The 23,458-nt window shown below is 53.2% G+C and carries 20 protein-coding genes and 1 tRNA gene; 12 read left to right on the top strand and 9 right to left on the bottom strand.

Going from position 1 to position 23,458, the window contains the following annotated elements; translation table 11 throughout:
• Positions 1–4 precede the first annotated feature (4 nt).
• From hflD to Q0796_RS03355, 3 genes are read left to right on the top strand one after another with little or no spacing between them, the layout of a single operon-like run.
• Positions 5–610 carry a high frequency lysogenization protein HflD gene (hflD, locus tag Q0796_RS03345; protein WP_298440286.1) on the top strand — a complete coding sequence of 202 codons (606 nt, stop codon included), beginning with the start codon at positions 5–7 and terminating at the stop codon, positions 608–610.
• A gap of 30 nt (positions 611–640) precedes the next feature.
• Positions 641–2,008, top strand: a complete 1,368-nt coding sequence (purB, locus tag Q0796_RS03350; protein WP_298440288.1) for an adenylosuccinate lyase — start codon at positions 641–643, stop codon at positions 2,006–2,008.
• 54 nt (positions 2,009–2,062) lie between these two features.
• The gene (locus tag Q0796_RS03355) at positions 2,063–3,181 is read left to right on the top strand and encodes a cupin domain-containing protein (RefSeq protein WP_298440290.1); all 1,119 of its coding nucleotides are present in this window, start codon (positions 2,063–2,065) and stop codon (positions 3,179–3,181) included.
• A gap of 52 nt (positions 3,182–3,233) precedes the next feature.
• Here Q0796_RS03355 and Q0796_RS03360 read toward each other — a convergent pair whose 3' ends face one another.
• Complete coding sequence (locus tag Q0796_RS03360; RefSeq protein ID WP_298440292.1) at positions 3,234–3,659, bottom strand: DUF4826 family protein; 426 nt, start codon at positions 3,657–3,659, stop codon at positions 3,234–3,236.
• 206 nt (positions 3,660–3,865) lie between these two features.
• Here Q0796_RS03360 and Q0796_RS03365 point away from each other — a divergent pair, with 206 nt between their 5' ends.
• A complete protein-coding gene (locus Q0796_RS03365) occupies positions 3,866–4,897 on the top strand; it encodes a Glu/Leu/Phe/Val dehydrogenase dimerization domain-containing protein (RefSeq protein WP_298440294.1) in 1,032 nt (343 codons plus the stop codon).
• A 75-nt stretch (positions 4,898–4,972) separates the two neighbouring features.
• On the opposite strand, the gene Q0796_RS03370 is transcribed toward Q0796_RS03365, so the two are convergent.
• A complete protein-coding gene (locus Q0796_RS03370; RefSeq protein WP_298440296.1) occupies positions 4,973–5,497 on the bottom strand; it encodes a CAP domain-containing protein in 525 nt (174 codons plus the stop codon).
• Positions 5,498–5,632: 135 nt separating this feature from the next.
• Between Q0796_RS03370 and Q0796_RS03375 the strand changes: the two genes are divergently transcribed.
• From Q0796_RS03375 to Q0796_RS03395, 5 genes are all read left to right on the top strand, one after another.
• Positions 5,633–6,118, top strand: coding sequence for a YbjN domain-containing protein (locus Q0796_RS03375; protein ID WP_298440298.1), 486 nt, complete (start codon positions 5,633–5,635; stop codon positions 6,116–6,118).
• Between the two features lie 371 nt (positions 6,119–6,489).
• Positions 6,490–6,906 carry a lactoylglutathione lyase gene (gene gloA, locus Q0796_RS03380; protein WP_298440300.1) on the top strand — a complete coding sequence of 139 codons (417 nt, stop codon included), beginning with the start codon at positions 6,490–6,492 and terminating at the stop codon, positions 6,904–6,906.
• Positions 6,906–7,247: a DUF1294 domain-containing protein gene (locus Q0796_RS03385; protein WP_298440301.1), complete on the top strand. Its 342-nt coding sequence runs from the start codon at positions 6,906–6,908 to the stop codon at positions 7,245–7,247. The genes gloA and Q0796_RS03385 overlap by 1 nt, the downstream gene beginning before the upstream one ends.
• 85 nt (positions 7,248–7,332) lie before the next feature.
• Positions 7,333–7,830: a YgjV family protein gene (locus Q0796_RS03390; RefSeq protein ID WP_298440382.1), complete on the top strand. Its 498-nt coding sequence runs from the start codon at positions 7,333–7,335 to the stop codon at positions 7,828–7,830.
• 40 nt (positions 7,831–7,870) lie between these two features.
• Entirely contained in the window at positions 7,871–8,290 is a 420-nt protein-coding gene (locus Q0796_RS03395; protein WP_298440303.1) for a hypothetical protein, read from the top strand.
• Here Q0796_RS03395 and Q0796_RS03400 read toward each other — a convergent pair.
• A complete protein-coding gene (locus tag Q0796_RS03400) occupies positions 8,283–8,987 on the bottom strand; it encodes a hypothetical protein (RefSeq protein ID WP_298440305.1) in 705 nt (234 codons plus the stop codon). The genes Q0796_RS03395 and Q0796_RS03400 overlap by 8 nt on opposite strands.
• A gap of 82 nt (positions 8,988–9,069) precedes the next feature.
• On the opposite strand from Q0796_RS03400, the gene Q0796_RS03405 reads away from it, so the two are divergent.
• Positions 9,070–9,792 carry a pseudouridine synthase gene (locus tag Q0796_RS03405; RefSeq protein ID WP_298440307.1) on the top strand — a complete coding sequence of 241 codons (723 nt, stop codon included), beginning with the start codon at positions 9,070–9,072 and terminating at the stop codon, positions 9,790–9,792.
• Positions 9,793–9,874: 82 nt separating this feature from the next.
• Positions 9,875–11,155, top strand: a complete 1,281-nt coding sequence (locus tag Q0796_RS03410) for an amidohydrolase family protein (protein WP_298440309.1) — start codon at positions 9,875–9,877, stop codon at positions 11,153–11,155.
• A gap of 129 nt (positions 11,156–11,284) precedes the next feature.
• Here the strand turns inward: Q0796_RS03410 and Q0796_RS03415 are convergent, their stop codons facing one another.
• The 6 genes from Q0796_RS03415 to hrpA form a co-directional block, all read right to left on the bottom strand.
• Entirely contained in the window at positions 11,285–12,715 is a 1,431-nt protein-coding gene (locus Q0796_RS03415) for an FAD-dependent oxidoreductase (RefSeq protein WP_298440311.1), read from the bottom strand.
• A gap of 141 nt (positions 12,716–12,856) precedes the next feature.
• The gene (locus Q0796_RS03420; RefSeq protein ID WP_298440313.1) at positions 12,857–13,330 is read right to left on the bottom strand and encodes a hypothetical protein; all 474 of its coding nucleotides are present in this window, start codon (positions 13,328–13,330) and stop codon (positions 12,857–12,859) included.
• A gap of 142 nt (positions 13,331–13,472) precedes the next feature.
• Positions 13,473–15,032: a hypothetical protein gene (locus tag Q0796_RS03425; protein WP_298440315.1), complete on the bottom strand. Its 1,560-nt coding sequence runs from the start codon at positions 15,030–15,032 to the stop codon at positions 13,473–13,475.
• Between the two features lie 713 nt (positions 15,033–15,745).
• Positions 15,746–15,836: transfer RNA gene (locus tag Q0796_RS03430), tRNA-Ser, on the bottom strand.
• Positions 15,837–16,087: 251 nt separating this feature from the next.
• Entirely contained in the window at positions 16,088–17,995 is a 1,908-nt protein-coding gene (locus Q0796_RS03435; protein ID WP_298440317.1) for a methyl-accepting chemotaxis protein, read from the bottom strand.
• Positions 17,996–18,325: 330 nt separating this feature from the next.
• The gene (gene hrpA / locus Q0796_RS03440) at positions 18,326–22,198 is read right to left on the bottom strand and encodes an ATP-dependent RNA helicase HrpA (protein ID WP_298440319.1); all 3,873 of its coding nucleotides are present in this window, start codon (positions 22,196–22,198) and stop codon (positions 18,326–18,328) included.
• Between the two features lie 179 nt (positions 22,199–22,377).
• Between hrpA and Q0796_RS03445 the strand changes: the two genes are divergently transcribed.
• Positions 22,378–23,400 carry a hypothetical protein gene (locus Q0796_RS03445; protein WP_298440321.1) on the top strand — a complete coding sequence of 341 codons (1,023 nt, stop codon included), beginning with the start codon at positions 22,378–22,380 and terminating at the stop codon, positions 23,398–23,400.
• The last annotated feature ends 58 nt before the right edge of the window (positions 23,401–23,458 follow it).

Here is a 23,458-nt window from a genome sequence, read left to right on the forward strand (position 1 = left end):
CAGCATGAGCACAATTGAACTTCGTACCATGGCATTTGCTGGGATCTGCCAAGCAATCCATCAGGTACGCAATATCGCCCGTTACGGCAGCGCCGAAGAGAGCGACGTACGCGATTGCATCAATACCATCTTGGTTACTGATCCGGATCATCCCCGTGAAGTCTATGCCCAAGGTAGCCTAGAAGATGGCTATCAGGTGGTCATTGACCAACTTGGCGACAACGCCCGTAAAGACGTTGATCTTACCCGCTACCTTGTTGGGGTACTGGCACTGGAGCGCAAACTGAGCGCCAAGCCTGCCGCCTTAAGTATGCTGGCGGAACGATTAAGCCAAGTGAAGCGTCAGCAGCATCATTACGATCTGTTGGATGAACAGGTACTGGCAAATTTAGCTTCGGTTTATTCCGACGTGATCAGCCCTCTGGGCAGCCGTATTCAAGTGGTTGGCACGCCGGTTCAGCTTCAGAAAAAAATCAATCAATACAAAATCCGTACCCTACTGCTGGCTGCTGTACGCTCGGCCGTGTTGTGGCGGCAACTCGGTGGCAAACGTCGCCAACTGATGTTGTCGCGCAAGGCGATCGTGAAAATTGCAGCCCAAGCAAAATAATTACAATAAACCTTACCTCAAGGAGTCCTCATGGAACTTTCAGCTTTAACCGCGGTGTCGCCGGTTGATGGCCGATATGGCAGCAAAACTCAGGAACTGCGTGGGATCTTTAGCGAATTTGGATTAATCAAATACCGCGTTCAAGTTGAGATCTCATGGCTGAAACTGTTGGCCGCTTGCCCAGAGATTGAAGAGGTACCTTGCTTTAGTGAAGCCGCGTTAACCCACCTAGACCGCATCACGGAGCAATTTAGCGAGGCCGACGCAGCTCGCGTGAAAGAGATTGAACGTACCACTAACCACGACGTAAAAGCGGTTGAGTACTTCATCAAAGAACGTATTGCAGACCAAGCAGAACTGCACGCCATTAATGAGTTTGTGCACTTTGCCTGTACGTCAGAAGACATCAACAACCTGTCCCACGGCCTGATGTTGCACGAAGCCCGCGAACAGGTGTTGCTGCCTTACTTGAATCAGATCCTGGAGTCTATCCAGCAACTGGCTCGAGATAACGCCACTGTACCAATGATGGCACGCACCCACGGCCAGCCAGCCTCACCAACCACCTTGGGCAAAGAGATGGCCAACGTGGCAATGCGGTTAACACGCCAGATTAAGCAGATTGAACAGGTGGAACTGCTGGGTAAAATCAACGGCGCAGTAGGCAACTACAACGCCCACCTGTCGGCTTACCCGCAAGTTGACTGGCATCAGATGTCAGAACGCTTCGTGACCAGCTTAGGGCTAACCTGGAACCCGTGGACCACGCAAATCGAACCGCACGATTACATCGCGGAACTGTTCGATGCCATCGCCCGCTTCAACACCATTTTGGTTGATTTCGATCGCGACATTTGGGGCTACATTGCACTTGGCCACTTTAAGCAGCGCACCATTGCCGGTGAAATTGGTTCTTCAACCATGCCGCACAAAGTAAACCCAATTGACTTCGAAAACTCCGAAGGCAACTTGGGCATGGCAAATGCCTTGTTCCAGCATTTGGCCGCTAAATTGCCCGTGTCACGCTGGCAGCGCGATCTGACCGACTCAACCGTATTACGCAACTTAGGCGTTGGCATGGGTTACAGCTTGATTGGTTACCAATCAACGTTGAAAGGGATCTCGAAGCTGCAAGTGAACCAAGCCAGCTTGGCCGCCGAGCTTGACGGCAACTGGGAGCTATTGGCTGAACCAATCCAAACCGTCATGCGCCGTTACGGCATTGAAAAGCCGTACGAGAAGCTGAAAGAATTAACCCGCGGCAAGCGCGTTAATCAGCAAATGATGGCGGAGTTCATCGACACCTTAGCGCTGCCACAGGCGGTGAAAGATGAACTTAAACTGCTGACTCCGGCCAACTACATTGGCCACGCCAGTAAGTTTCTAGAACAGTACTAAGCGCCCGCCTATTAAACGCCACCGCAAGGTGGCGTTTTGGTTTTTAAGGATCTTATGAATCAACTGCAGATCGACATCCCGCATTTTCTCAAGCACGACTGGCAACAGCAGCCTCGGCTATTCAAAGGCGCTTTTACTGACTTTGACGATCCGATCAGCCCAGACGAGCTGGCCGGGCTCGCATTAGAAGACGGTGCAGCCGCGCGGATGATCCACACCAAAGCGGATCACTGGCTTGCACAAGATGGCGCACCGGAAGACTACAGCCCCTTAGGAGACAACAACTGGCAACTGTTAGTGCAAGCCATTAACCACTTTGTGGATGACGGACAACAGTTAGCTCGCCAGTTTCGCTTTCTGCCCGATTGGCGCTTTGATGACTTGATGGCGTCGTTTGCGGTTGAAGGCGGTGGCGTTGGCCCCCACATCGACAACTACGATGTTTTTATCATTCAAGGGCAAGGGAAGCGCCATTGGCAAGTGGGCGACCGCGGTGATCACCCTAAGCGTGCCGATAACAGCAACATGAGTCTGGTTGCCGATTTTGAGCCGATCATTGATATGGTGATGGAACCCGGCGATCTGCTTTACATCCCCGTTGGTTTCCCCCATTGCGGTCGCTCGCTCGTGCCGTCGCTGTCCTACTCCGTCGGTTTTCGGGCCCCAAGCCAGCAAGAATTGCTGTCTGCCTTAGCCGATGTGCTGGTTGATAACAACTTAGGGGAACAGCGCTACCAACAAGCTGACGACAACCCCCAGCCATCGCAGATCAGCACCGAGCAACAGCAAGGCTTTGCTGCCTTAGTGAGCGCCACGTTAAACGGCGATGGTTGGCAACAGGCACTGGGTTGTGCCCTAAGCCAAAATCGGTTTGAACTGGCGTTAGAGCCACAGGCCATCGACGCCGAGCAATTACTGCAAGCGCTGCAAGCCGGGGCGCAACTGCAGCGGACCCCGGGCGTGAAGTGTTTACAGGTGCAAGACGACCGGCAAACACGGCTGTTTATTGATGGTCAGATCTGGGTGTTGCCCAGCGATTTAAGTGCCCAAGCGGCGCAACTGGCTCAATCTGATCAGCTCAGCTGGCCGCAATTGGCGCCATTGTGCCAACAGCAAAACGCCTTAGCTGAGCTGCTTAGTTGGGTGCAACAGGGCTATTGGTACCTCGATTAAGCGCCCACAAAAAAGCCGCCTAACGGCGGCTTTCTCTTTTCAAGCAATCGCTTTAACTGGCCAGTTTCGATTTCATTTCGCCCCAAAGGCGATCATCGCGGTGCATCTTTGCCATCGCTTCAGCGCGGCTAACCATCAGTTTTGCCAACTCAACTTGAGTCTTTTCACCACTGCGCAGCAGGTTTTCTGCTTTCATTTGCCACAGTAACGAAAAATGGTGCAACGCATCACGCGCGTTCGCGGCCGTGCTTTCCGCCACCATGTCCGTTGGTAAATCGCCACTTAATACCCAGTAGCGACGCTTATGCGGAGACTTATCTTCCATCTTCCATAAGGCAACAAAGGGTGGCAGCTGACGGGACTCTTTTACCAGTACCTTTCCTGGCAAAATTCCCTTCTCTGCCATGTGCTTATTCGCCTTTTGAAATTGCTCTCGCACCCAGGCTTGTTGCTTTTGTTGTTGGGCCTGTTCAGACATGCTTCCTTCCTGATTCTTATGCACATTTCCAGCGCCCAATGTCTATGAGGATCACGTTATTGTCAAGCAGACGTTCCAGCCATTAGCAACTTGGCAACAATTTGCTTTTGGTAGTTACAGAATGCGCTGGTAAGGTGCGTCCATAATCAAAACATAAGGGCAGTATCAGCAGATACCGACCCAACAATAGGCATGGAGTAAGCAAGGTGGCGATATTTTCACACCCATCATTCGATCAGCATGAGAAAGTGCTGTTTGTTACCGACGAAGCGTCTGGCTTGAAGGCGATTGTTGCCGTTCACGACACCACCATGGGCCCTGCCGTTGGCGGTTGTCGCATGTGGCCTTACGCCAGCGACGAAGAAGCCATCACCGATGTGCTGCGCCTGTCTCGCGGCATGACCTACAAAAACGCCTTGGCTGGACTGGATTTTGGCGGCGGTAAGTCGGTCATCATTGGCGATCATCGCACCGACAAATCGGAAGAGCTGTTCCGTGCCTTCGGCCGCGCTATCGACGCATTGGGTGGCGCTTACTACTCTGCTGAAGATGTGGGGATCACCACCGCGGATATCATGATTGCCCATCAAGAAACCCCTTACATGATGGGTTTGGAAGGCAAGAGTGGCGATCCTTCACCTTACACCGCGCTGGGTACCTTCTTAGGCATTAAAGCCGCGCTGAAGTACCAACGTAATATTGATGATCTGAGCGGCGTTAAAGTCGCGGTACAGGGGCTGGGCCACGTGGGTTACTACCTGTGTGAGCACCTGCATCAAGCCGGCGCTGAGCTGATTGTGTGTGATTTGAACGAGCAACAACTGGAGCGCGCCAAAACCGAGCTAAACGCCACCGTTGTTGGCTTAGATGAAATCTACAGCCAAGACGTAGACGTTTACGCCCCGTGTGCCTTAGGTGCCACCATCAACGACAACACCATCCCACAGCTGAAGGCAACCATTGTTGCCGGTTGTGCCAACAACCAGCTGGCAGAGCCCCGCCATGGCGAGATCCTGCGTGACAAAGGCATCCTGTACGCCCCAGATTACGTGATCAATGCCGGTGGCATCATTAACGTGTCGTTTGAAAGCGATTACAACGCCGATGCCTCGGAAGCCAAGGTACGCAAGATCTACCAAACCTTGCAGGACATCTTTGCTGAAGCAGACAAGTCTGGCAAAACCACCGCAGTGGTTGCCGATGAGATGGCACGCGCCATCATTGCTGCCAACAAGTAATGGCTAACAACCATTAAAAAAGGGATCTTCGGATCCCTTTTTTGTTGCCTTGGCTCGACTGAACTGGGCTGAACATTATGGTTTTTCAAGTAACACTACTTGATCGTCGCTGCCATCCTCTTTGCGTGCGACATACACCGCCCAATAGGTAATATGAGGCGATTCCCAGCGATAGTAATAGCCCACCCCTATCTCATCTTGCTCACGGTAGGATGGGTGCTCACCAAGCAGGTGCCGACGATGGCCCTCTGACGCCTTAAACTCTTGCCACATGGTCGCCGCATCATCATAGCCCCCGGCCACCGCTTCAATTTGATTCGAGATCCCAATGCCATAGCGCCGATCCAATGGATAACCCATCTCAATCACGCGAGAATTCGCCCCGCCGCCGCCCCAATGATTCACATGACCCGACAACGCCATCTCTTTGGCTTTTTTAGCCGCTAACTGAGTCAACTTGGCATCACAACGAAGTTGTGGCCGCTGCTGTTTATCATCCAAGATAATCAACGCCGCTAACTGCCGCGCCTCTTTGGTAAAACCACACTCTGCTGGTACATCCGTCGCCGCTACTGAAGCTAACAATAACGTCCCTATCATCGCTTTGCTCCTTCTAGGTCGCTTATCATTACCCTCCAACATAACGGCAGCAGGCGATTCATTAAAGATGAATTTTTCCGACAAAAACGCTAAGGTAAGCGCCGTTATAATTTCCGCAGCAAGAGATCTCAACCTATGGCGACACTGCCTATCCCCGATAACGCCACGCTTCAGTCTTGGCTACAACAGTTTGAGATCGACTTCTTCCTCTGTGGCAGCTGTGAAGGGTTGCACTTACCGATCCTGCAAGAACACAACGCGATCTACGACGCCAAAGTCGAGATTGAAGGAGATTTCGTTTATCTCACCGCCTCAATTGAGCTGAGACCAACCGGCCTGATGCAAGCTTTTGCCGAATTAAGCCGACTGAACAGCCACTACCCTACCCTAAAGATCTTCATCGAAATGATTGACGAATCTTTACCGCGGTTGCTGTTGGCGCAGAATATGCCTCTGCCGGTGGGACTGAGCGAAACACAGTTTGAGTTTTTTGTGCGCGACGGCATTGATCAGATGAATCAAGTGGCCGACGAAGTGGCTAAGCTCAATATCAACTTTGTGGAAGATGGCGCTGAAGAGGTGCAAGTTGAAACCGTACCAAACACCATGGTCATGCACTAACTGCGGCATTGGCGCGAACAAAAACAGATAAAAAAACGCCGGCTTGCGCCGGCGTTTTCGGAAGTTACCAACAGCACTCTGTTAGAAAAAAATAAACGCACTGAAAACGACAATGATGCTGAGTGCAAACACAGACATCGCCAGTGCGTACTTAACGTCAGTAGACATTAGGCATTCCTTACAGTGGTTAGCATCTCCCCCCAGTCACTAGGATATGGATTCTGCCGCTAAATTTCAGAGCAGCAACAGCAGGCTGTGATCACCATCACAGCCTGCTGTTGCTAAAGCCTTAAGCGCCACCTTCGCTCACTGTTTCAGCAAGAGCAACTTTGTTATTATTCAACAAACTTTTGAATTAAAAGGACAATATTATGTCTCAGGTTCTCCACACCATGCTGCGCGTTGCCAACTTAGACGCGGCAATCGCCTTCTACACCGATGTGCTTGGCATGAAGCTATTGCGCCAATCCAGCAACGAAGAGTACCAATACACCCTCGCATTTGTCGGCTACGGCGATGAAAGTGAAGGCCATGCGGTGATCGAGCTGACCTACAACTGGGGGACTGACCGCTATGAACACGGCAACGCCTTTGGCCATATCGCGCTAGGCTTCGACGACATCTACGCCGCTTGCGATAAAATTCGCGCCAGTGGCGGCAACATTACCCGCGAGCCCGGCCCAGTATTAGGCGGCTCAACCCACATCGCCTTTGTTACCGATCCAGATGGTTACAAAATTGAATTGATTCAGCGTTCACAAGCCACGGCTGGCTTAGGTAACGACTGATGCTAGGCTGGTCGCTAGTATTACTGTGGGCGCTGTTGCTGGTGCTCATCGGGCCGCTGCCGTTGCTGCCGCTGTACTTGGCGATCAGCTTACTCACCCTGCTGCTGTATGGGCTGGATAAACAGCGTGCCATTCGCCAGCAGCGCCGAGTCGCAGAGAACACACTGCAACTGTTTGCGCTGCTGTTTGGCTGGCCAGGCGCCTTAGCGGCGCGGCAGATGTTTCGACACAAAACCCAAAAGCAGCCTTTTACGGCGATACTCTACGTTATCGTTGCCGGTCACTTTGGCGCATTGCTGCTGTACCACTTAAGTCAGCGACAGTTATTGCCGACTTTTTAAACTTGCCGCACAAAAATCAATCATGGCGATAGACAAGCCGCTGCCGATGTAGACAATACCCCTCTTTTTCTGGGGCAACGTGGTTGTGATAGTCGCGCAAACAATTGGATTGATCGCCATGGCGATGGGCTGGTGGGCCAACAGTCGTCAAAGTGATCAGCAATTACTGCGTGCCAATTCCGTCGCCGCCTTACTGACCGCACTCCACTTCGGGCTCATGGGCAGCCCATTAGGCATGAGCAACCAGTTAGTCAACGCCGGTCGCTTTGCCTTAAGCCAACACGCACGCCATTGGTTGCTCCCGCTTGGGTTCGCCGCTTTAGCGTTACTGCAGGGGATTCTGCTTGCCAATCACTGGAGCGAATGGCTGGTTGTAAGTGCAGCGGTGATCAGCTCGTTTTTGCTGTTTTACGCCCACGGCTGGCGATTGCGGCTCGGGTTATTACTTTGCGCCGCTTTGAATCTGACTTTATCCCTCTACCTGTGGTCTTATTCTGGCATTATCTATCAAACAGTTAATGCATCCATGTTGATCAACTCTTTATGGCAAAGCCGCAACAGCCCGGCGTTTGCAGTCGATTAAGTTACACTTAATAGGCAGGCACTGCATGGAGGAAGCTGTGATGTCCATGCGTTTTTATTTGGTTGAATTTGACAACATTGCCTTTGAAGGGATGCTTAGCCAAGATGGCCCCCACATTAAACGACTCGGCGGCGGGGGCGTGCCCATCGGCGAAGCGGAATTACACTACGGCGATCCCATCGATCCGAATTGGCGTTTGGTTGGTCAACATCAAGCGTTGGCCTTAGCCGAGCTCACTGAAACGCAGCTGTTAGAATTAGCCACCCACTTTGGTTTGCCTCTGCGTACCGCCCCCAATGAGCGAGTCAGCGGCGGCGACTTTTTTAATAGCCCAGCCTTTGATGGCTTACGCCAATGGGTGCAGCAACACCCCACCAAAGCCAAGCAGATCGCGCAGCAACGCCATCAGCGCACCGTAGGTTGGTTTGAAGCGTGCGTTGCCGCTAACGAGCTTAACTGAGCCGTGGCCACGGCCCATAACAGATCCCATTCAGCGCCGCCCCGTGTTGCTCATCCAGTTCAGCCACAACTTCCACAAACTGCGACTGTAATAAGCGCTCTAATTCCGTCACGCCTTGGTTAACCGAAACCGGATCCAGCGGCGTTGCCTGCAGTAACGCCAGCAACATGGTCGCCAGATCGACCGCCTGCTGTTGCACCGGATTAAGCTGCTGATAATGGCGCTGACGCTGCAACTGCTGCTGATATTCTTGCTGGCCATCCACCAACCGTTGCCCACCTTGTGCGATTTGGCTTAACCACGGTGATCCGCCCAGCGCCCCCGCCAGCGAAGTGATCCGCCCTTGCGTGTTGCTGCCAGCGGCGCCCCAGCCCAACATATTGGCCACGGCCGTGATCCCGCGTAATTTAGGGTGCAACGCCAACAGTTGCGGCAACAGCCGTAGCAGCTGCTTGACCATGATCAGTGCTTGCTCCTCTGGCAGCTGCAACAGGTGGCGCAGCAACTGCTGCAAACGCTGTTGCAGCGCTTGTTGGGGAGCCGTGCGCGGATCAGCAGGGGCAATCACCCCATGTTGTTGCAGAGCTGCTTTACCTTGTTGTGCCAAATGGGTGATCTTCTCTTTGTTGGCATCCAGTAGCGGTTGCGCCTGCGTTAACACGCCCTCATCAACAATCCGTTTTAGCCACTTGCTCATTGCGCGTTCCTAATTATCTCGCTGCGTCGGCTGGCGCCATCTGCTAGCATTGCCATTTTTTGTAAGCCGCCGTAGCCACACTATGATTTTGCCGATCCTTTACCAAGACGACCACCTGGTTGCCATTAATAAACCCGCCAACATGTTGGTGCATCGTGGCGAAAAGCTCAGCCACGGTCGCCAGTTTGTGCTGCAAACCTTACGCGATCAACTGGGGCAGTCGGTTTACCCAGTACATCGGCTCGACAAAGCCACGTCAGGGGTGCTGTTGATGGCAAAATCAGCCCAAAGCGCCAGTGAAACCATCAAAACATGGCAACAAGTACAGAAACACTATCTGGCGGTGGTGCGCGGCCATGCTCCAGAGCAGGCCTCGATTGATCTGCCACTGGCACAGCCGCGGGATCGCAGTAACCCCAACTGGCAACCCGGGCCGGAGAAAGACGCCTTAACCACGGTTCGCTGCCTTGATCAAATTGAGCTGCCGATTATGATCGATAAATACCCCAGCTCACGTTATTCGTTGGTGCGTTGCCAGCCCCATACTGGCCGTAAACATCAACTGCGCCGTCACTTGCGTCACCTTGGCCACCCCATTTTATGCGATACCCGCTACGGCAAGAATCGTCATTATCACTATTTTCGCGATGAACTGGGCATCGATCGCATGTTACTGCACGCACAGCAGATCCGCTTTTTCTCGGTGAGCGCACAACAACAGATAACGGTAACGGCACCATTGGACGACACCTTTGCTGGCTTGTTACATCGCTTCAATTGGCAACAACACGGCGATAAATCGTAACTGGTTACATTTGCCGCTGTCGATCATTCCCCGAGGCTGGCAGGATGTAACATTCTGCTAACAGCAATCTTCAAGGAATGATATGAACTTAAGGATCAAGACATTAGCTGCTGCTATTGGGTTGTGTGCCAGCCCGCTGGTCGTTGCCGACAACCATTATATCCATGCGGGTAAACTGATTGATGGGGTCAGTAACAAGGTACGCAATGAGGTAACGGTTGTGGTGCGCGATAACCGCATCGAACAGATCGTCGATGGCTACCTAACCGCCACCGATGGCACCGTGATTGATCTAAAAGCGCACACGCTCATGCCCGGATTGATGGACATGCACACCCACGTTGATATGGTGCTGAACCAAGCCAGTTACAGTGAAGGCTTCTTTAAAAATCCCCCCTATTTCGCTCTGCGAGCCACCAACTACGTCAACGACACCCTGCTGGCTGGCTTTACCACGGTGCGTAACTTAGGCGGCACCGTCTCAACGGATCTGCGTGATGCCATCAACCAAGGTCACATCAATGGACCACGGATCTACGCCGCCGGTAAATCCATCGCCAGTACCGGTGGTCATGCCGATCCCACCAACGGCATCAATCGTCATCTCAGTTTGCTTGAAGGTGCCCCAGGGCCAACCCAAGGGGTTATCAACGGGTACGATGACGCTCGCCAAGCGGTACGCCAACGCTATAAAGAAGGCTCGGATGTGATCAAATTAACCGTAACAGGCGGCGTACTCAGCTTGGCCAAAAGCGGCGACAACCCACAGTTTATGGAAGATGAATTAAAAGGTGTGATGGACACCGCCAAGGATTATGGCTTTGTGGTAGCAGTGCACGCCCATGGCGCAGAAGGCATGAAACGCGCCATTCGTGCTGGGGTCGATTCAGTGGAACACGGCACCTACATGGATGCAGAAACCATTAAGCTGATGAAGCGCAACGGCACCTACTATGTGCCCACCATCAGCGCCGGTAAGTGGGTTGCCAGCCACGTTGATGACTATCCCCCAATTGTGCGTCCCAAAGCGTTAGCGGTTGGGCCACAGATCCAAAAAACCTTTGCCAAGGCTTATAACGCTGGGGTGAACATCGCCTTTGGTACCGATGCTGGGGTCTTCCCTCACGGCTTAAATGGCCGCGAGTTCACCTATATGGTGGAAGCAGGAATGCCGGCCATGGCGGCCATTCAGTCGGCCACCATCAATGGCGCCAAATTACTGCGGATTGACGACAAACTTGGATCGGTTGAAGTGGGCAAATTGGCCGACTTGGTGGCGGTTAAAGGCGATCCACTGCAAGACATTAGCCTGATGGAAAACATCAGCTTTGTGATGAAAGACGGCAAAGTCTATAAAGGCTAAGCCTGTCCCACTGGCAGAGGCCGCTGATTTAGCGGTAGGCTGCGCGCTACCCAGCAAAGAAAAAGGCCGCATAGCGGCCTTTGTGCTGTTTCAATGATGTCGCTAACTGCGGTGCCCGTTGCCGCAACGTTACTTCGGCTCTACCCGACGCGCCAGCGCCACAGGGTAGTTACGCTCGGAGGCGATCGCTTCAGCGCGTTGCAACACCTGTTGATAGGGCACACTCGCTTCAGCAGGGCTTGCTTCTTCACTGTCGTGAGCCAACAGGCCACAACGCTGCAGCTGCAATTCAATCTCCCGAGCTGCTGGGATCGCCGATGACGCCTTTACTATCTCGGCACGGGCATAGTTGCCTTTGGCAAAAGCCACATTAGCCGCACGCAGCGTAACGTCATCGCCGGGGATCTGCTGAGCGCCATACAACGGTTTCGCGGTGCCTTGAGCACTGGCAAACTGTGGCAGGAAATAGGCCAAATGCGCCACCGCATTACGGGTTCGGCGGTGCACCACTTCTGCTGGCCACCCCTTATTAAGCTTCTGCCGCAACGGCAAGGGCAATAACGGCTGGGCACTGTCTTGAGTTGAAGCGGCCAGACCATCTTTAAACAGCGTGATGTCGTCAGTCATGCCATGCAGCTGAAACAGACCGTCTGCGTATGGTGTTAGCTGTGCCATGCCATTGGGGGTGCCCCGTTCGCCATGAAATATCACCTCTGGCCAGATCCCCGGTTGCGACCACTGAGTCACATAAGCGGCTTTAAATTCCACTAAGCGGGGGCTTGCAACGTCAAGTTGATCATCCAACACGCCGCTGCGGTAGCCACAAGCGTTGATCAAATAATCCACCTGTACGCTGTGGTTTTCTAGGCTGATACGCCAACCGCGGCCACAGGGTTTAACCTGCTGCACGGCCGCATTCAACAATACCTGACAGTTATGGCGATTCGCTAACATCAATTCGGCACTGGCTGCTAAGCGGAACAGGCTCAGCCCATACTCTTGCACCAACACCAACGGCCACTTTACTGTGTCAAAATCCAATTGCTTGGCCAGTGGGATCATCCACTCATCGGGGCTGCTTGGGGCCGTGGGCAACGGCAGCTGTGCCAGTTGCCGCATGGTCGCTTCGCTGTACAAACGAAAGTAATCGGCGGGTTTGCCCAACACCTGATTTGCTGGGTCTTGATCCACCAGCTGCTGATAGCACTGTTGCAGCATAACTAATCGGGGCAGGAGTTCATCGGCACTGCCGGGATCACGCTGCGGTACAGCAATCACCGTCGGCCGAACATTGGCGCAATGGGGAAACAACTTCAAAGTATCAACGGACTCTTGCAGCAGCTGTACGCACTGTTGTTCATCAATTTCGCGGTAAAGGTTGCCGCCTGCGTGCAGGTGGCAGATCGGTGGCCCGTTAACGAGGCTACTGCCTTGTTCTAACAGGATCACTTCCAGATCCGCTCTTTGGCTTAACTGCATCGCGATAGTGGAACCCGCAACCCCGCCGCCAATGATCCCAACCCGGGGGCGCTCTGCCAAATTCAGTGACTCGTTGTACATCTATAAACTTCAACCTGCCTAACGTGGGCACAATATACTGCGAACCACTGGCAGTGCCTAGTGGGCAACGTAGATCAGTCTTGGCTTAGCAACGATGCACTGGCATTCAGCGCACGTCATCTCAAAGAAAAAAGGCCGTCACTATGAAGCTGTGGGTGCTGGCAGCTGATGCAAAATGGCCGAGACCGACACCACTTCAGAAAGTAACTTGCGGGAAGCGGCTTCATCCGCCGGGGTCAGTAAGTCGAGTGAGACTTCAAGGTGGGACAGTGGCACGGTGTCACCATCAATCGCAAAGTTTTGGGCCACCAAGGTGAGCGTGACTTGGTTACGGCCAACGATGGCTTGGATCGGTGCATGGGGAATAAAGCTCTCACGATTCGCGGGGGCTAAATTGATGCGAACGTCTTCACCAAAGGCACCGTCATAGCAGTAATCCAACTCTAATATGATGTAACTGGGATTATTGGCGATGGCCGAGACCGCCACGATATCGTTGCCCTGCTCGCAGCCCGCCACACCACTGATGGGCGCGTTCATTCGAGTCACCGCAGCATTCATCTGATCACAACCACTTAGCAGCACCAGTGCTGCTAATGCGAAAATCCCTCGCATCCTTTCTCTCCAATATTACCGCTTCCACTTTACAGTTCATTAACTTATCAGGCCAACGCAGCCAAGCATAGAGGAGTTGTCGTACAGTCTTGGCAGAGATCTTCACCACAGATGCCATTTCAGCCTGCCGAGTGCCCTACGCTCATGGCCTTTGCCCATCACGCTTAATGGGTTTAAGCAGGGTGAGTTCGTTGCGAAAAGAGAACAGATCCTTACCGCCGCGCGCGAGCACGTAGATAACGATCAGAGCCGTTGGCCAATTGGCGTAGATGGTAAAGCCAGCGGATGCAGAAAAGCCGACCATGGTCATCATACTCAGCAACAGCAGCGCGGTAACTAAGTGATTAGGGTAACCGATGGTGGTGCCGTTGAAGCGGTAAATGACGTAGGGGAACCACTTGCCTAGGGTCCACGCCAAACAGAACAACGCGCCGGATTCGATGGTTGGGAAAAACAGAATGTAGCCACAGTTACGAGCAAACTGCAGCAGCAGCATGGGCAATAGGCGACCACGAACGGGGGTGCGATTAAACCAATAAAATACCGCCCGTACCGCCAACATAAACAGCGCGAATCCCGCCCAGATCGCCGCCACCGCCGCAAGCCCAGAAAGAGATAATGCCGCAGGCAACCAGCTGGCCCCAAGGCTCGCTATCCACGCCGCGGGCACAGCAATCAGTAAGCCACAGCTCCACGCAAACCACGGCTTAAAATGATGGCCAAGTTGCAGAAACTCCGTTGCAACCTGTGGTTTCTCTTCCAAAATCAGCCCAAGCCGATCGTTTTCATGGTAACCGGTTTCGTAAATGCTGAAGTAGGCCAGCACAAACAGCAGTAAACTTGCGGCGCACAGCAGCGGCTCTGGGCTAACTAAGGCAAACGCCAACAGCAAACCAAGATAGTCGTGGCCCAAGATCACCCGAGTGATGTAGTTCTCTTTGGGTCGATTCACCTTCTTGGTAAACACCAGTGGCAGCATCGGCGACAGCCCCGCATGTTCGCACTTGGCGTTCGGCCATTTACATAACAAGCCCTTCGCACTGCGCTGCAACAGATCTCGATCTAATAGGCTATCGGTAATGGTGGTGCTGGCGGCGACCACTTCGACCCCCAACGCGTCCTCTACGGTTCTGGCCTTGCCTTGGGCTCGGATTGTGCTGGCATTGTCCAAGCGCGAACACATGGTTAGTTGCAACTTGGGATCGATCGCAGCCAGCATCGGCGCCACAATAAAATCAAACCCGAAGGAAACGATATGGATGTGCTTAGGATCCCGCTGTTGCAGCGCGGCATACAGCGGCTGATTGAGGTATTTGGGCCCCAACTCTTTTGCTGTGGCCAACCACTGCTGCTTCGCCCATGGCATCAACCACAACACCACTTTTAAACGGAACACTTCGCGGTAATGTTCGGGATCCTCGCCGCCAAACCATTTCCACGGCCGCAGCATCCCCAGCAATTGAATAATGATCGCCAGCATCAACGCCGGTTTTACATTGGCAAGAAAGGTTTCGGTCGAGTTACGTAGCCACAGGGTTTCATCAAAATCCACCAGCAAAGTGGTGGTGTCGGCGGTTTGCTCTATTTCACTAATAAGCTGTTCTGGCTCTAGCTGATAATCATCAAGCAGTGATTGTCGTTGTTGTGCTTGTTGCTGCTGCAGATTGAGCTTTTCCGCAGTATTGCCCACTGATTTCATCATGGTGAAGCCTCCGTGTCTGTACGCACAGTTCATCGTCCTTAACGCAAGGATAGTCAACCCGTTGACTAACCTGTTCAAACGGTTGTGATTTATTGCTTGGCCAGCAGCGGATCATCGCCTCTATGCGCGGCGGGGTAAAACACAGCAATACGGGGTTAAATCACCAGACGACAGCGAGGCACAGCGGCATAACAGCCAAGAAACACACCATGATGAGTACGAGAAATCCCTGTTCGGGGGCTCAGGGATATTCCCGCTGGCCCGCAGCAATTCAGGCTTCAACGTTCCCTGCTGCGATGAGCAACTGCAACGGCGCAGTCATGGCGTGGATGCACACCGATTTTTCTGTAGATTAGGAAGCCTTTATCGAGAGATGACAAAGGGGTGGGGTTGGATCCTGGCAAAGCCACTCGCCGTCGTGTCTCCGGCGTCACTCGCTGCGCTCCTTGCGAACCCGAAGCTCGGGCTCATGCACCCTATCCCTACCACACATTTTGGCGCAGATACGAAAAAGGCTTCCCGTTTGGGAAGCCTTTTCGAAATATGGCGGAGGGATAGGTTTGGAACGTGGCAAAGCCACTCGCCGTCGTGCCTCCGGCGTCACTCGCTGCGCTCCTTGCGAACCCTAAGCTCGGGCTCATGCACCCTATCCCTGCAACACATTTTGGCGCAGATACGAAAAAGGCTTCCCGTTTGGGAAGCCTTTTCGAATATGGCGGAGGGATAGGGATTTGAACCCTAGAGGAGCTATTAACCCCTGCCGGTTTTCAAGACCGGTGCATTCGACCACTCTGCCATCCCTCCGATGCGGCGTATAATAGGCGGTTCTCTGTAGGCGGTAAAGGGCTAATCACACCAACTGCGCAACTGTTGGCCACATTCAAGTTCAACCGTTCAAAACGGCATCAAAGTGGCGATAAAACCCCACTAAAACGGCCTTGGCCAGCATCACCATAGGCTTATATCGTGCTGCTCAGCCAACCGCAGCCCCGGCAATTACAACAAAGCCCCGGCACGGCCGAGGCTTTTTTATTGCTTGTAACTGCGCCTCTGGCTTAGTTCAGTTTGAACTGACCAATCAATGCGCGCAGCTGCGAGTTAGCGGCAGCCAAACTGGTGGCTTCGTGCGCCGTGCTTTCGCCGTTATGAGCCAACTGACCAACAATCTCTTGGATGCTGCTCATGTTGCGACTCAGCTCAACGGCTACCGAGCTTTGCTCTTCTGCCGCGGTAGCGATTTGACTGTTCAGATCGTTCAACTGAGCAACGGACTCAACAATGCTGTCAAGTTCGTGCGCCACCGCTTCGGTACGAACCGAGGTGGTCTCACAGGTCGCTTTGGCGGTATCCATCGCGTTGATGCTGGTTTCTGAACCCTGCTGCAGCTTAGCCAAGGTCGCTTCCACTTCGGCGGTGCTCTGCTGAGTACGCGCAGCCAATGCACGTACTTCGTCGGCAACCACAGCAAAGCCACGGCCTTGATCACCGGCACGAGCGGCTTCAATGGCGGCGTTAAGGGCCAGCAAGTTAGTTTGATCGGCAATATCCCCAATCACTTTCAACACATGGGTGATCTCAACCGTGTCGCTATTGATGGTGGTGATGCTGGTTGCGGTGCTATCCACTTCAGCCACCAAACGTTCAACGGTTGAGGCGGCGTCCATAACCATCTGCTGCGACTGCTGCGTTTTGTTGTTGGTGCTGGCGGTGAACTGCGACGCTTCCGACGCATTACGTGCCACATCTTGCGCGGTTGCATTCATCTCTTCGATGGCGGCAACCACTTGATCCGTTTCGGCGCTGTGTGCGTGCAAACCTTCATTGGTTTCGATCGCTTGACGCTGAACTTGCTCAATGCTGTGAGAGATGTTCTCAGAGGCCGCAACCACTTCGCTCATCATCTGCTGCAGGTTGGATACCAAGCGGTTGATGGCGATGCCGATTTGACCAATGTCATCGTCACTGTTGATTGGCAAACGTTTGGTTAAATCGCCGTCACCTTCAGACAAGTCCTGCACCAGCGCTTTCAGCGACAGGATAGGCTTGAACATCATGTTCAGCACCAGAACCACCGCGACACAACCAAACAGCAGCATCAATACCGAGCTGATCACCGCCCGTTGCAATGCGCTATCCAATTCGGAATAAGCCACTTTTTTATCAACGGCAACAATCAGGTGCCAGCTTTTGTTGTTCACCAGATCGATGGATTTGGCGTAGGCCAGACGGTCGACACCGTCTTTGCTAAATTCAATCGGCGCTTGCTGCTTGCCTTTGATCGATTGCCACTGGCTTGAGAGCCCAAGCTCGGCAAACGATTTCCCAACAGGAATGCTGCGATCGTCACTGGCCAGTACGTTGCCTTTGTCATCGGCGACAATCGCAACGGCGCCAGGGAAATCAATGCTTTTAACCGCTTGATCTAAAATGCCAAGGGTGATGTCACCCAAGATCACCCCGTCTTCTACGGCTTTAACCACAGAGATCACAGGCATATTATTTTGGGCATCGAGGTAAACTTCGGTCACGTCAAGCACGCCAACCGCGCGGCCTTGTTTGTACCAAGGGCGAGTGGTCGCATCGTACTTTTCAATGATGGCGATGCCATTTTCGAAGTTTTCACCATCTAACGTGGTGAATGATTGCCCGTCTTCATTGGAGATCATCACTTCGTCAATGCCAGAGGCGGCTTGCGTCAATTCGGTGAGCAACACGTAGCGGCTACCGGCATCGCCAGGTCGATACTTTTGAGCAAGGGCTTCGATGGCACTGCTGCGACGAGCAAACCATTGACTTAACGCATTGGCTTCGTAACGAACGTTCGTGCTGGAACGGGCATCGATGCGAGCAATGGTGCTCTCTCGCAGTTCGCTGTAAGAGAGTGAGTTACTGATCAGCAGACATACAGACAACAGCGTGACTACAGAAGCGATAATTGAACCTTTGAATCCTATGGACTTCACGGTCATCCTCTTTGCTTTTATTTCGTTGGCGCTTCCTGTGCCGAATTGATCTCACCATCCTAGTGAAAATTTTTCTTAGTGTACCGAAGCTATCGGCAGCCTGTACCAAACATTGAGCATCCACTGGCGCTTTTTGTGCAAAAACGTTATTGCCATCACACCCACCCCAACAGCAACAATTCGCTTTAGTTTGAAAACAGTGGCAGGCAGTCAATTTGTTGCCAAAGTCAAAATATAATCATGCAATTACCGCAAGGTTTTGAGTCGAAACGGCACAAAAACGCCAGCCCAAAGGCTGGCGTAAAATCGGCGTAACAACGGTGGCTGTCGCTACAGTTCGGCTAAGGCGTTACTGATCCGTTTATCGCTGATCGGGTATTTGGTGCCTAGGGTTTGCGCGAAGCTGCTCACCCGAAACTCTTCCAGCATCCAGCGGATCTCCACCAGCGCATCGGGGACAGCTTGGCCTTTAGGGATCTTCGCGACCGCTTGGTTATAGCTCTGTTCGGCCTTCTGAATTTTCAGCAGCTGAACTCGATCTCGGTTTGGATCCACCGGCAGCTTCTCTAAACGGCGCTCAACCGCTTTGAGGTAACGCACAATGTCATCCAATCGCGACCAACCGCTGTCCGCCACAAAACCCTTATAAACCAAACGATCCAGATGCGCCTGAATGTCCGACATCGCAAACGCAATGTCTAAGCTGATCCGCCCTTTCAAACGTTTTTTCACTGCGCCCCAGGTGGTGAGGATCTTCTCAACCTTGGTGCCGATGGCCACCACCGTGTCGCCCAGTTCCGCGCGCACAACATCGCGCGCTTTGTTGAAGCTGGCTTCGTCGTTAACCACCAGCTTTTCCGTTGCTAAGATCTGATCGATGCCCGCATCAATGCAATCGGCAATCAGCAGATCCACTCGGCCAAAGGGGTTAAAGTACATCGCCAGTTTTGACTTATTCGGCAGATTTTTCTGTAAATACTTAACCGGATTCGGCACGTTAATCAGTAACAGTCGCCGTAAGCCAGCGCGATTGGCACTGTCGGCCTTTTGTTGTGAATCAAACAGTTTCACCGCCACGGTTTCGCCTTCGTCAACTAAGGCGGGGAACGCTTTGATTTCGTAATTGCCGCGCTTTTGCTGGAAGCTAGTAGGTAACTGCCCCAAGGACCATTCGGTTAGGCCGGTTTTCTCGATGCCATTATCAGCCACCTTGGCGATCACCTGCTTCACTTTGCCTTGCAGTTGCTCCTTCAGGAGCAGCAGATCACGCCCCTGCCCTAGCACCTTGCCGTTATCGTCTTCAACCTTAAAGTTAAACACTAGGTGCGCCGGCAATTGGCTTAAGTCAAAATCCTCTGGGGTTACTTTGGTGCCCGTCATCCGCAGCAGCTGTTTGCACAAGGCGTCTAGCCACGGCATCTGAAACGGGGTGATCGCCGCTAAGGCGGCGTCGGCGTAATTCGGTGCGGGCACAAAATTACGACGCAGCGGCTTAGGCAGCGACTTAATCAAAGCCACCAGCAGTTCATGACGCAGCCCCGGCACCTGATGATCAAAGCCGTCCGGCTCAAACTGGTTCAGCAGCGCCAATGGCAGATGCAGCGACACGCCATCGTCCTCTGCGGTGGGTTCAAACTGATAGGACAACGGTAAGGTAATCTCACCTTGAGTCCAAAAGTCGGGGAACTGCTGCTCGGTGATGTGCTCAGCGTCGTGCTTCATCAACTCACTTTTAGAAAAGTCGAGCAGATCGCTGTTGTTGCGTTTGGCTTTACTCCACCAGCCTTGGAATAGTTGGCGGGTGTAGATCCCTTGGCCGACTTTTTCATCGTAAAAAGCAAACAAGGTTTGCTCATCCACCAAGATGTCACGGCGACGCGACTTGTGCTCTAACGCCTCCACTTCATCCATCAGCGCCATGTTGCGCTGCATGAACTTCTCATTTAGCCCCAGCTCGCCATTGACAAGCGCTTCACGCAAGAAGATCTGCCGCGCTTCCACCGGTTCAATCGGGCCAAACTGCACTTTACGCTTCGCCACCACAATCAAGCCAAGCAGCGTCACTTGCTCAAACGCCAACACCGAGCCGGGCTTTTTCTCCCAATGGGGTTCGGTGTGGCTTTTCTTGATCAGGTGCGCGGCTAAGGGCTCAATCCACGCCGGATCGATCTTGGCCACGGTGCGGGCAAACAAACGGCTGGTTTCAGTCAGCTCAGCGGCCATCAACCACTTCGGCGGCTTCTTGGCCAGCTTAGAGCCGGGGAAAACAAAGAACTTGCTGTTACGCGCGCCTTTAAAGTGGCCTTCCGCTTCTTTTTGGCCGATCTGCGACAACAACCCCGATAATATGGAGCGGTGGATCTGATCGTAATCGGCGCGCTCGCCAATGCTCATGCGAATATCAAGATCGGTTAGGCTGTGGCGCAATTGCGAATACAGATCTTGCCATTCCCGCACCCGCATGTAGTTCAAGTAATCTTGCTTACACTGACGTCGGAACTGGCTGCTCGACAGCGATTTTTGCTGTTCGCGCAGGTAATCCCACAGGTTTAAGAAGCCGATAAAGTCAGAGTCTTTATCGCTGAAGCGACTGTGCTTTTCATCGCTGGCTTGTTGCCTGTCGCTGGGGCGCTCGCGTGGATCTTGAATCGATAACGCCGCGGTGATCACCATCAGTTCGTGCACGCAACCATTGGGCTTTGCTTCTAACACCATCCGCGCCAAGCGGGGGTCAATTGGCAGGCGTGCCAACTGGCGGCCAAGCTTGGTCATGCTTGGCATGCCACGTTTAACGGTAATGGCGCTCAGCTCTTGCAGCAGGTTCATGCCATCGTTGATGTGGCGGCTGTCTGGCGGCTGAATAAACGGAAAGGCGGCGATGTCGCCTAACCCCAGTGCCAACATCTGCAAAATCACCGAGCCAAGGTTGGTACGCAGGATCTCCGGATCGGTAAACTCCGGCCGCGATTGAAAATCCTCTTCGCTGTATAAGCGGATGCAGATCCCCTCAGACACACGACCACAACGGCCCGCACGCTGGTTAGCCGATGCCTGCGAAATCGGTTCAATCGGCAAGCGCTGCACCTTGGTGCGGTAGCTGTAACGGCTGATCCGCGCGGTTCCTGGGTCAATCACATACTTGATCCCCGGCACCGTTAACGAGGTTTCGGCCACGTTGGTCGACAGCACAATTCGGCGGCCATGGTGGCTGGCAAAAATGCGGGCCTGTTCGACGTGCGATAAGCGCGCATACAGCGGCAAAATCTCGGTATCACGCAGGTTACGGCGAGTTAGGGCATCGGCGGCGTCGCGAATTTCCCGCTCGCCGTTCATGAAGATCAGAATGTCGCCAGGGCCTTCGCTGCACAGTTCATCCACGGCGGCGAACAACCCTTCCATCATGTCCAGATCGGGGCCGTTCTCCCGCACCAGCGACATATAACGCTGTTCTACGGGGAAGGTACGGCCCGACACTTCAATCACGGGGGCCTGATTAAAGTGGTTAGAGAAACGCGCCACATCAATGGTGGCCGATGTGATCACCAGTTTGAGATCTGGCCGTTTAGGCAGCAGCTGCTTGATGTAACCCAAGATGAAATCGATGTTCAGCGAACGTTCGTGGGCTTCATCGATGATGATGGTGTCGTATTGGTCAAGCCAGCGGTCGTGCTGGATCTCCGCTAGCAAGATCCCGTCCGTCATCAACTTCACGTAGCTTTCGTCGCTGGTTTGATCGGCAAAGCGCACCTTAAAGCCGATGTGCTGCCCCAGCTCAGACTCAAGTTCTTGGGCCACCCGGGTGGCGACGGCTCGGGCGGCTAACCGCCGCGGCTGTGTGTGGCCAATTAAGCCACGGGTACCGCGGCCAAGTTCCATACAGATCTTTGGCAACTGCGTGGTTTTACCGGAGCCGGTTTCACCCGCCACAATCACCACCTGATTGGCGGCAATCGCTGCTTTGATCTCATCACGGCGCGCCGATACCGGCAGATCGGGGTAAGTCACCTTAGGCAAGTTCAAGGTACGAATGGCCACCTGCTCTTGGCTGCGCTCAACCAGCTGTGCCAATTGCTGCTGCACTTGAGTGCGCTTTTCGGCGTCTTTAATTTTCTTCATGCCACTTAAACGGCGACGCACATTGGCGGCGTCTTTGGCAAGGCAGAGGGCCAGTTGATCAGGGGCAAACGGGTTTGATTGACTCAAGGCGATTTCCAATACGGCTAGTTAACCGCCAGATCCTAGCAGGGTGAATTAATAATGCGAAGACCACAGGCACGCTAACTGCACCATCCGCACGAACTTTCAACAGGGTTGTCTCACTCGCGGTTGCATTTTGCACAAATTGACGCAAGATGGATGCAACACTATTAACAAGGATTGTTATGCGCCCCACCGTAAAACTGCGTCTGAGCTATCTTGTGCTCGCCATCAGCAGTTATTTTATCGCCTTTGGTTTTACCCCCAGCACGCTAACAACCATCACCGAACAATATCTGCTGGCCGCTATTTCCATTTTATTATTCATTTTACTGCCCCTGTGTTATTGGCGGTTGCTGATCACCACCAAGTTGGCCAAACCGTGGCGCGTCTTAGTGATTTTAGGGCTGTCGGGGCTGGTGGCGCGTTTTACCTATCCCGCCCAGTTCAGCAGCTACTTCGAATTTTTGATGTGGCTGCGTTATCCCATCATGGCAGTCATCTTAATTGCTGAGGTTTTGCTATTGGTTACCGTGATTCAGGGCCTCTGGCGCAGCCGCAAACAATCCGCCGATCCGCGTTTATCCGTGGCCTTAAATGAAGATTATAAGCAGGAAGAGGCAAAGCAGAGCATGGCCTTGGTTGTGGCGGGTGAACCGGCATCGTGGCTCTATTTAAACCCGCGTTTAAGCCGTAAGTTACCACCGGCGTTAACCCAGCTTCACAGCTATTCGGCCTCCCGATGGCATTGGCTGCTCTTGACGCTCACAACACTGCTGCTCGCCGGTGGCGCCTATTTCGCCTTGCAATTGTTCAGCCCAATTGCCGCCATCGTTGTGTCCTCTTTTATCGCCTATTCCCTGATATTTGTTACCGCCCATCACCGCGCGGCTCGCCATCACTCCATCTATGTTGATCACGACAATTTGGTTATTAATGTTGGCTTGTGGGGGTTATTAGTGCTGCCCATTAACGCCATTGATAGCCTCTATGCTGAGGCCAATACAGAGCCAAACACGCTGCATCTGGGCAAGGCCAACGCAGCAGCTGCTATCACCCTTCGTTTGGCCGAACCACAAACCTACTTCAGTGGTTTGGGCTTCATCAGCGATCAAGTGGATACCGTTACCCTGCACTTAGATAACGCTCAGCCTATTTTTAATTGGCATCAACAAAGGCCGCCAATGCCTGCTCTAAAAATCGCTTAACCGATTGCTCGACAGGCATTGGCGTTCTATCGCAACGGTTCTAACTCAGCCAATTTCC

The organism is uncultured Ferrimonas sp. (genome assembly GCF_947489035.1).
Taxonomy (GTDB): domain Bacteria; phylum Pseudomonadota; class Gammaproteobacteria; order Enterobacterales; family Shewanellaceae; genus Ferrimonas.

Bases quoted from the DNA above. Each gene is read 5' to 3' on its own strand.
- Q0796_RS03355 (WP_298440290.1), top strand. From the start codon at position 2,063: ATGAATCAACTGCAGATCGACATCCCGCATTTTCTCAAGCACGACTGG.
- Q0796_RS03405 (WP_298440307.1), top strand. From the start codon at position 9,070: ATGATTTTGCCGATCCTTTACCAAGACGACCACCTGGTTGCCATTAAT.
- Q0796_RS03445 (WP_298440321.1), top strand. From the start codon at position 22,378: ATGCGCCCCACCGTAAAACTGCGTCTGAGCTATCTTGTGCTCGCCATC.
- Q0796_RS03400 (WP_298440305.1), bottom strand. From the start codon at position 8,987: ATGAGCAAGTGGCTAAAACGGATTGTTGATGAGGGCGTGTTAACGCAG.
- purB (WP_298440288.1), top strand. From the start codon at position 641: ATGGAACTTTCAGCTTTAACCGCGGTGTCGCCGGTTGATGGCCGATAT.
- hflD (WP_298440286.1), top strand. From the start codon at position 5: ATGAGCACAATTGAACTTCGTACCATGGCATTTGCTGGGATCTGCCAA.
- Q0796_RS03395 (WP_298440303.1), top strand. From the start codon at position 7,871: ATGTCCATGCGTTTTTATTTGGTTGAATTTGACAACATTGCCTTTGAA.
- Q0796_RS03415 (WP_298440311.1), bottom strand. From the start codon at position 12,715: ATGTACAACGAGTCACTGAATTTGGCAGAGCGCCCCCGGGTTGGGATC.
- Q0796_RS03360 (WP_298440292.1), bottom strand. From the start codon at position 3,659: ATGTCTGAACAGGCCCAACAACAAAAGCAACAAGCCTGGGTGCGAGAG.
- Q0796_RS03410 (WP_298440309.1), top strand. From the start codon at position 9,875: ATGAACTTAAGGATCAAGACATTAGCTGCTGCTATTGGGTTGTGTGCC.
- gloA (WP_298440300.1), top strand. From the start codon at position 6,490: ATGTCTCAGGTTCTCCACACCATGCTGCGCGTTGCCAACTTAGACGCG.
- Q0796_RS03385 (WP_298440301.1), top strand. From the start codon at position 6,906: ATGCTAGGCTGGTCGCTAGTATTACTGTGGGCGCTGTTGCTGGTGCTC.
- Q0796_RS03370 (WP_298440296.1), bottom strand. From the start codon at position 5,497: ATGATAGGGACGTTATTGTTAGCTTCAGTAGCGGCGACGGATGTACCA.
- Q0796_RS03420 (WP_298440313.1), bottom strand. From the start codon at position 13,330: ATGCGAGGGATTTTCGCATTAGCAGCACTGGTGCTGCTAAGTGGTTGT.
- Q0796_RS03425 (WP_298440315.1), bottom strand. From the start codon at position 15,032: ATGATGAAATCAGTGGGCAATACTGCGGAAAAGCTCAATCTGCAGCAG.
- Q0796_RS03375 (WP_298440298.1), top strand. From the start codon at position 5,633: ATGGCGACACTGCCTATCCCCGATAACGCCACGCTTCAGTCTTGGCTA.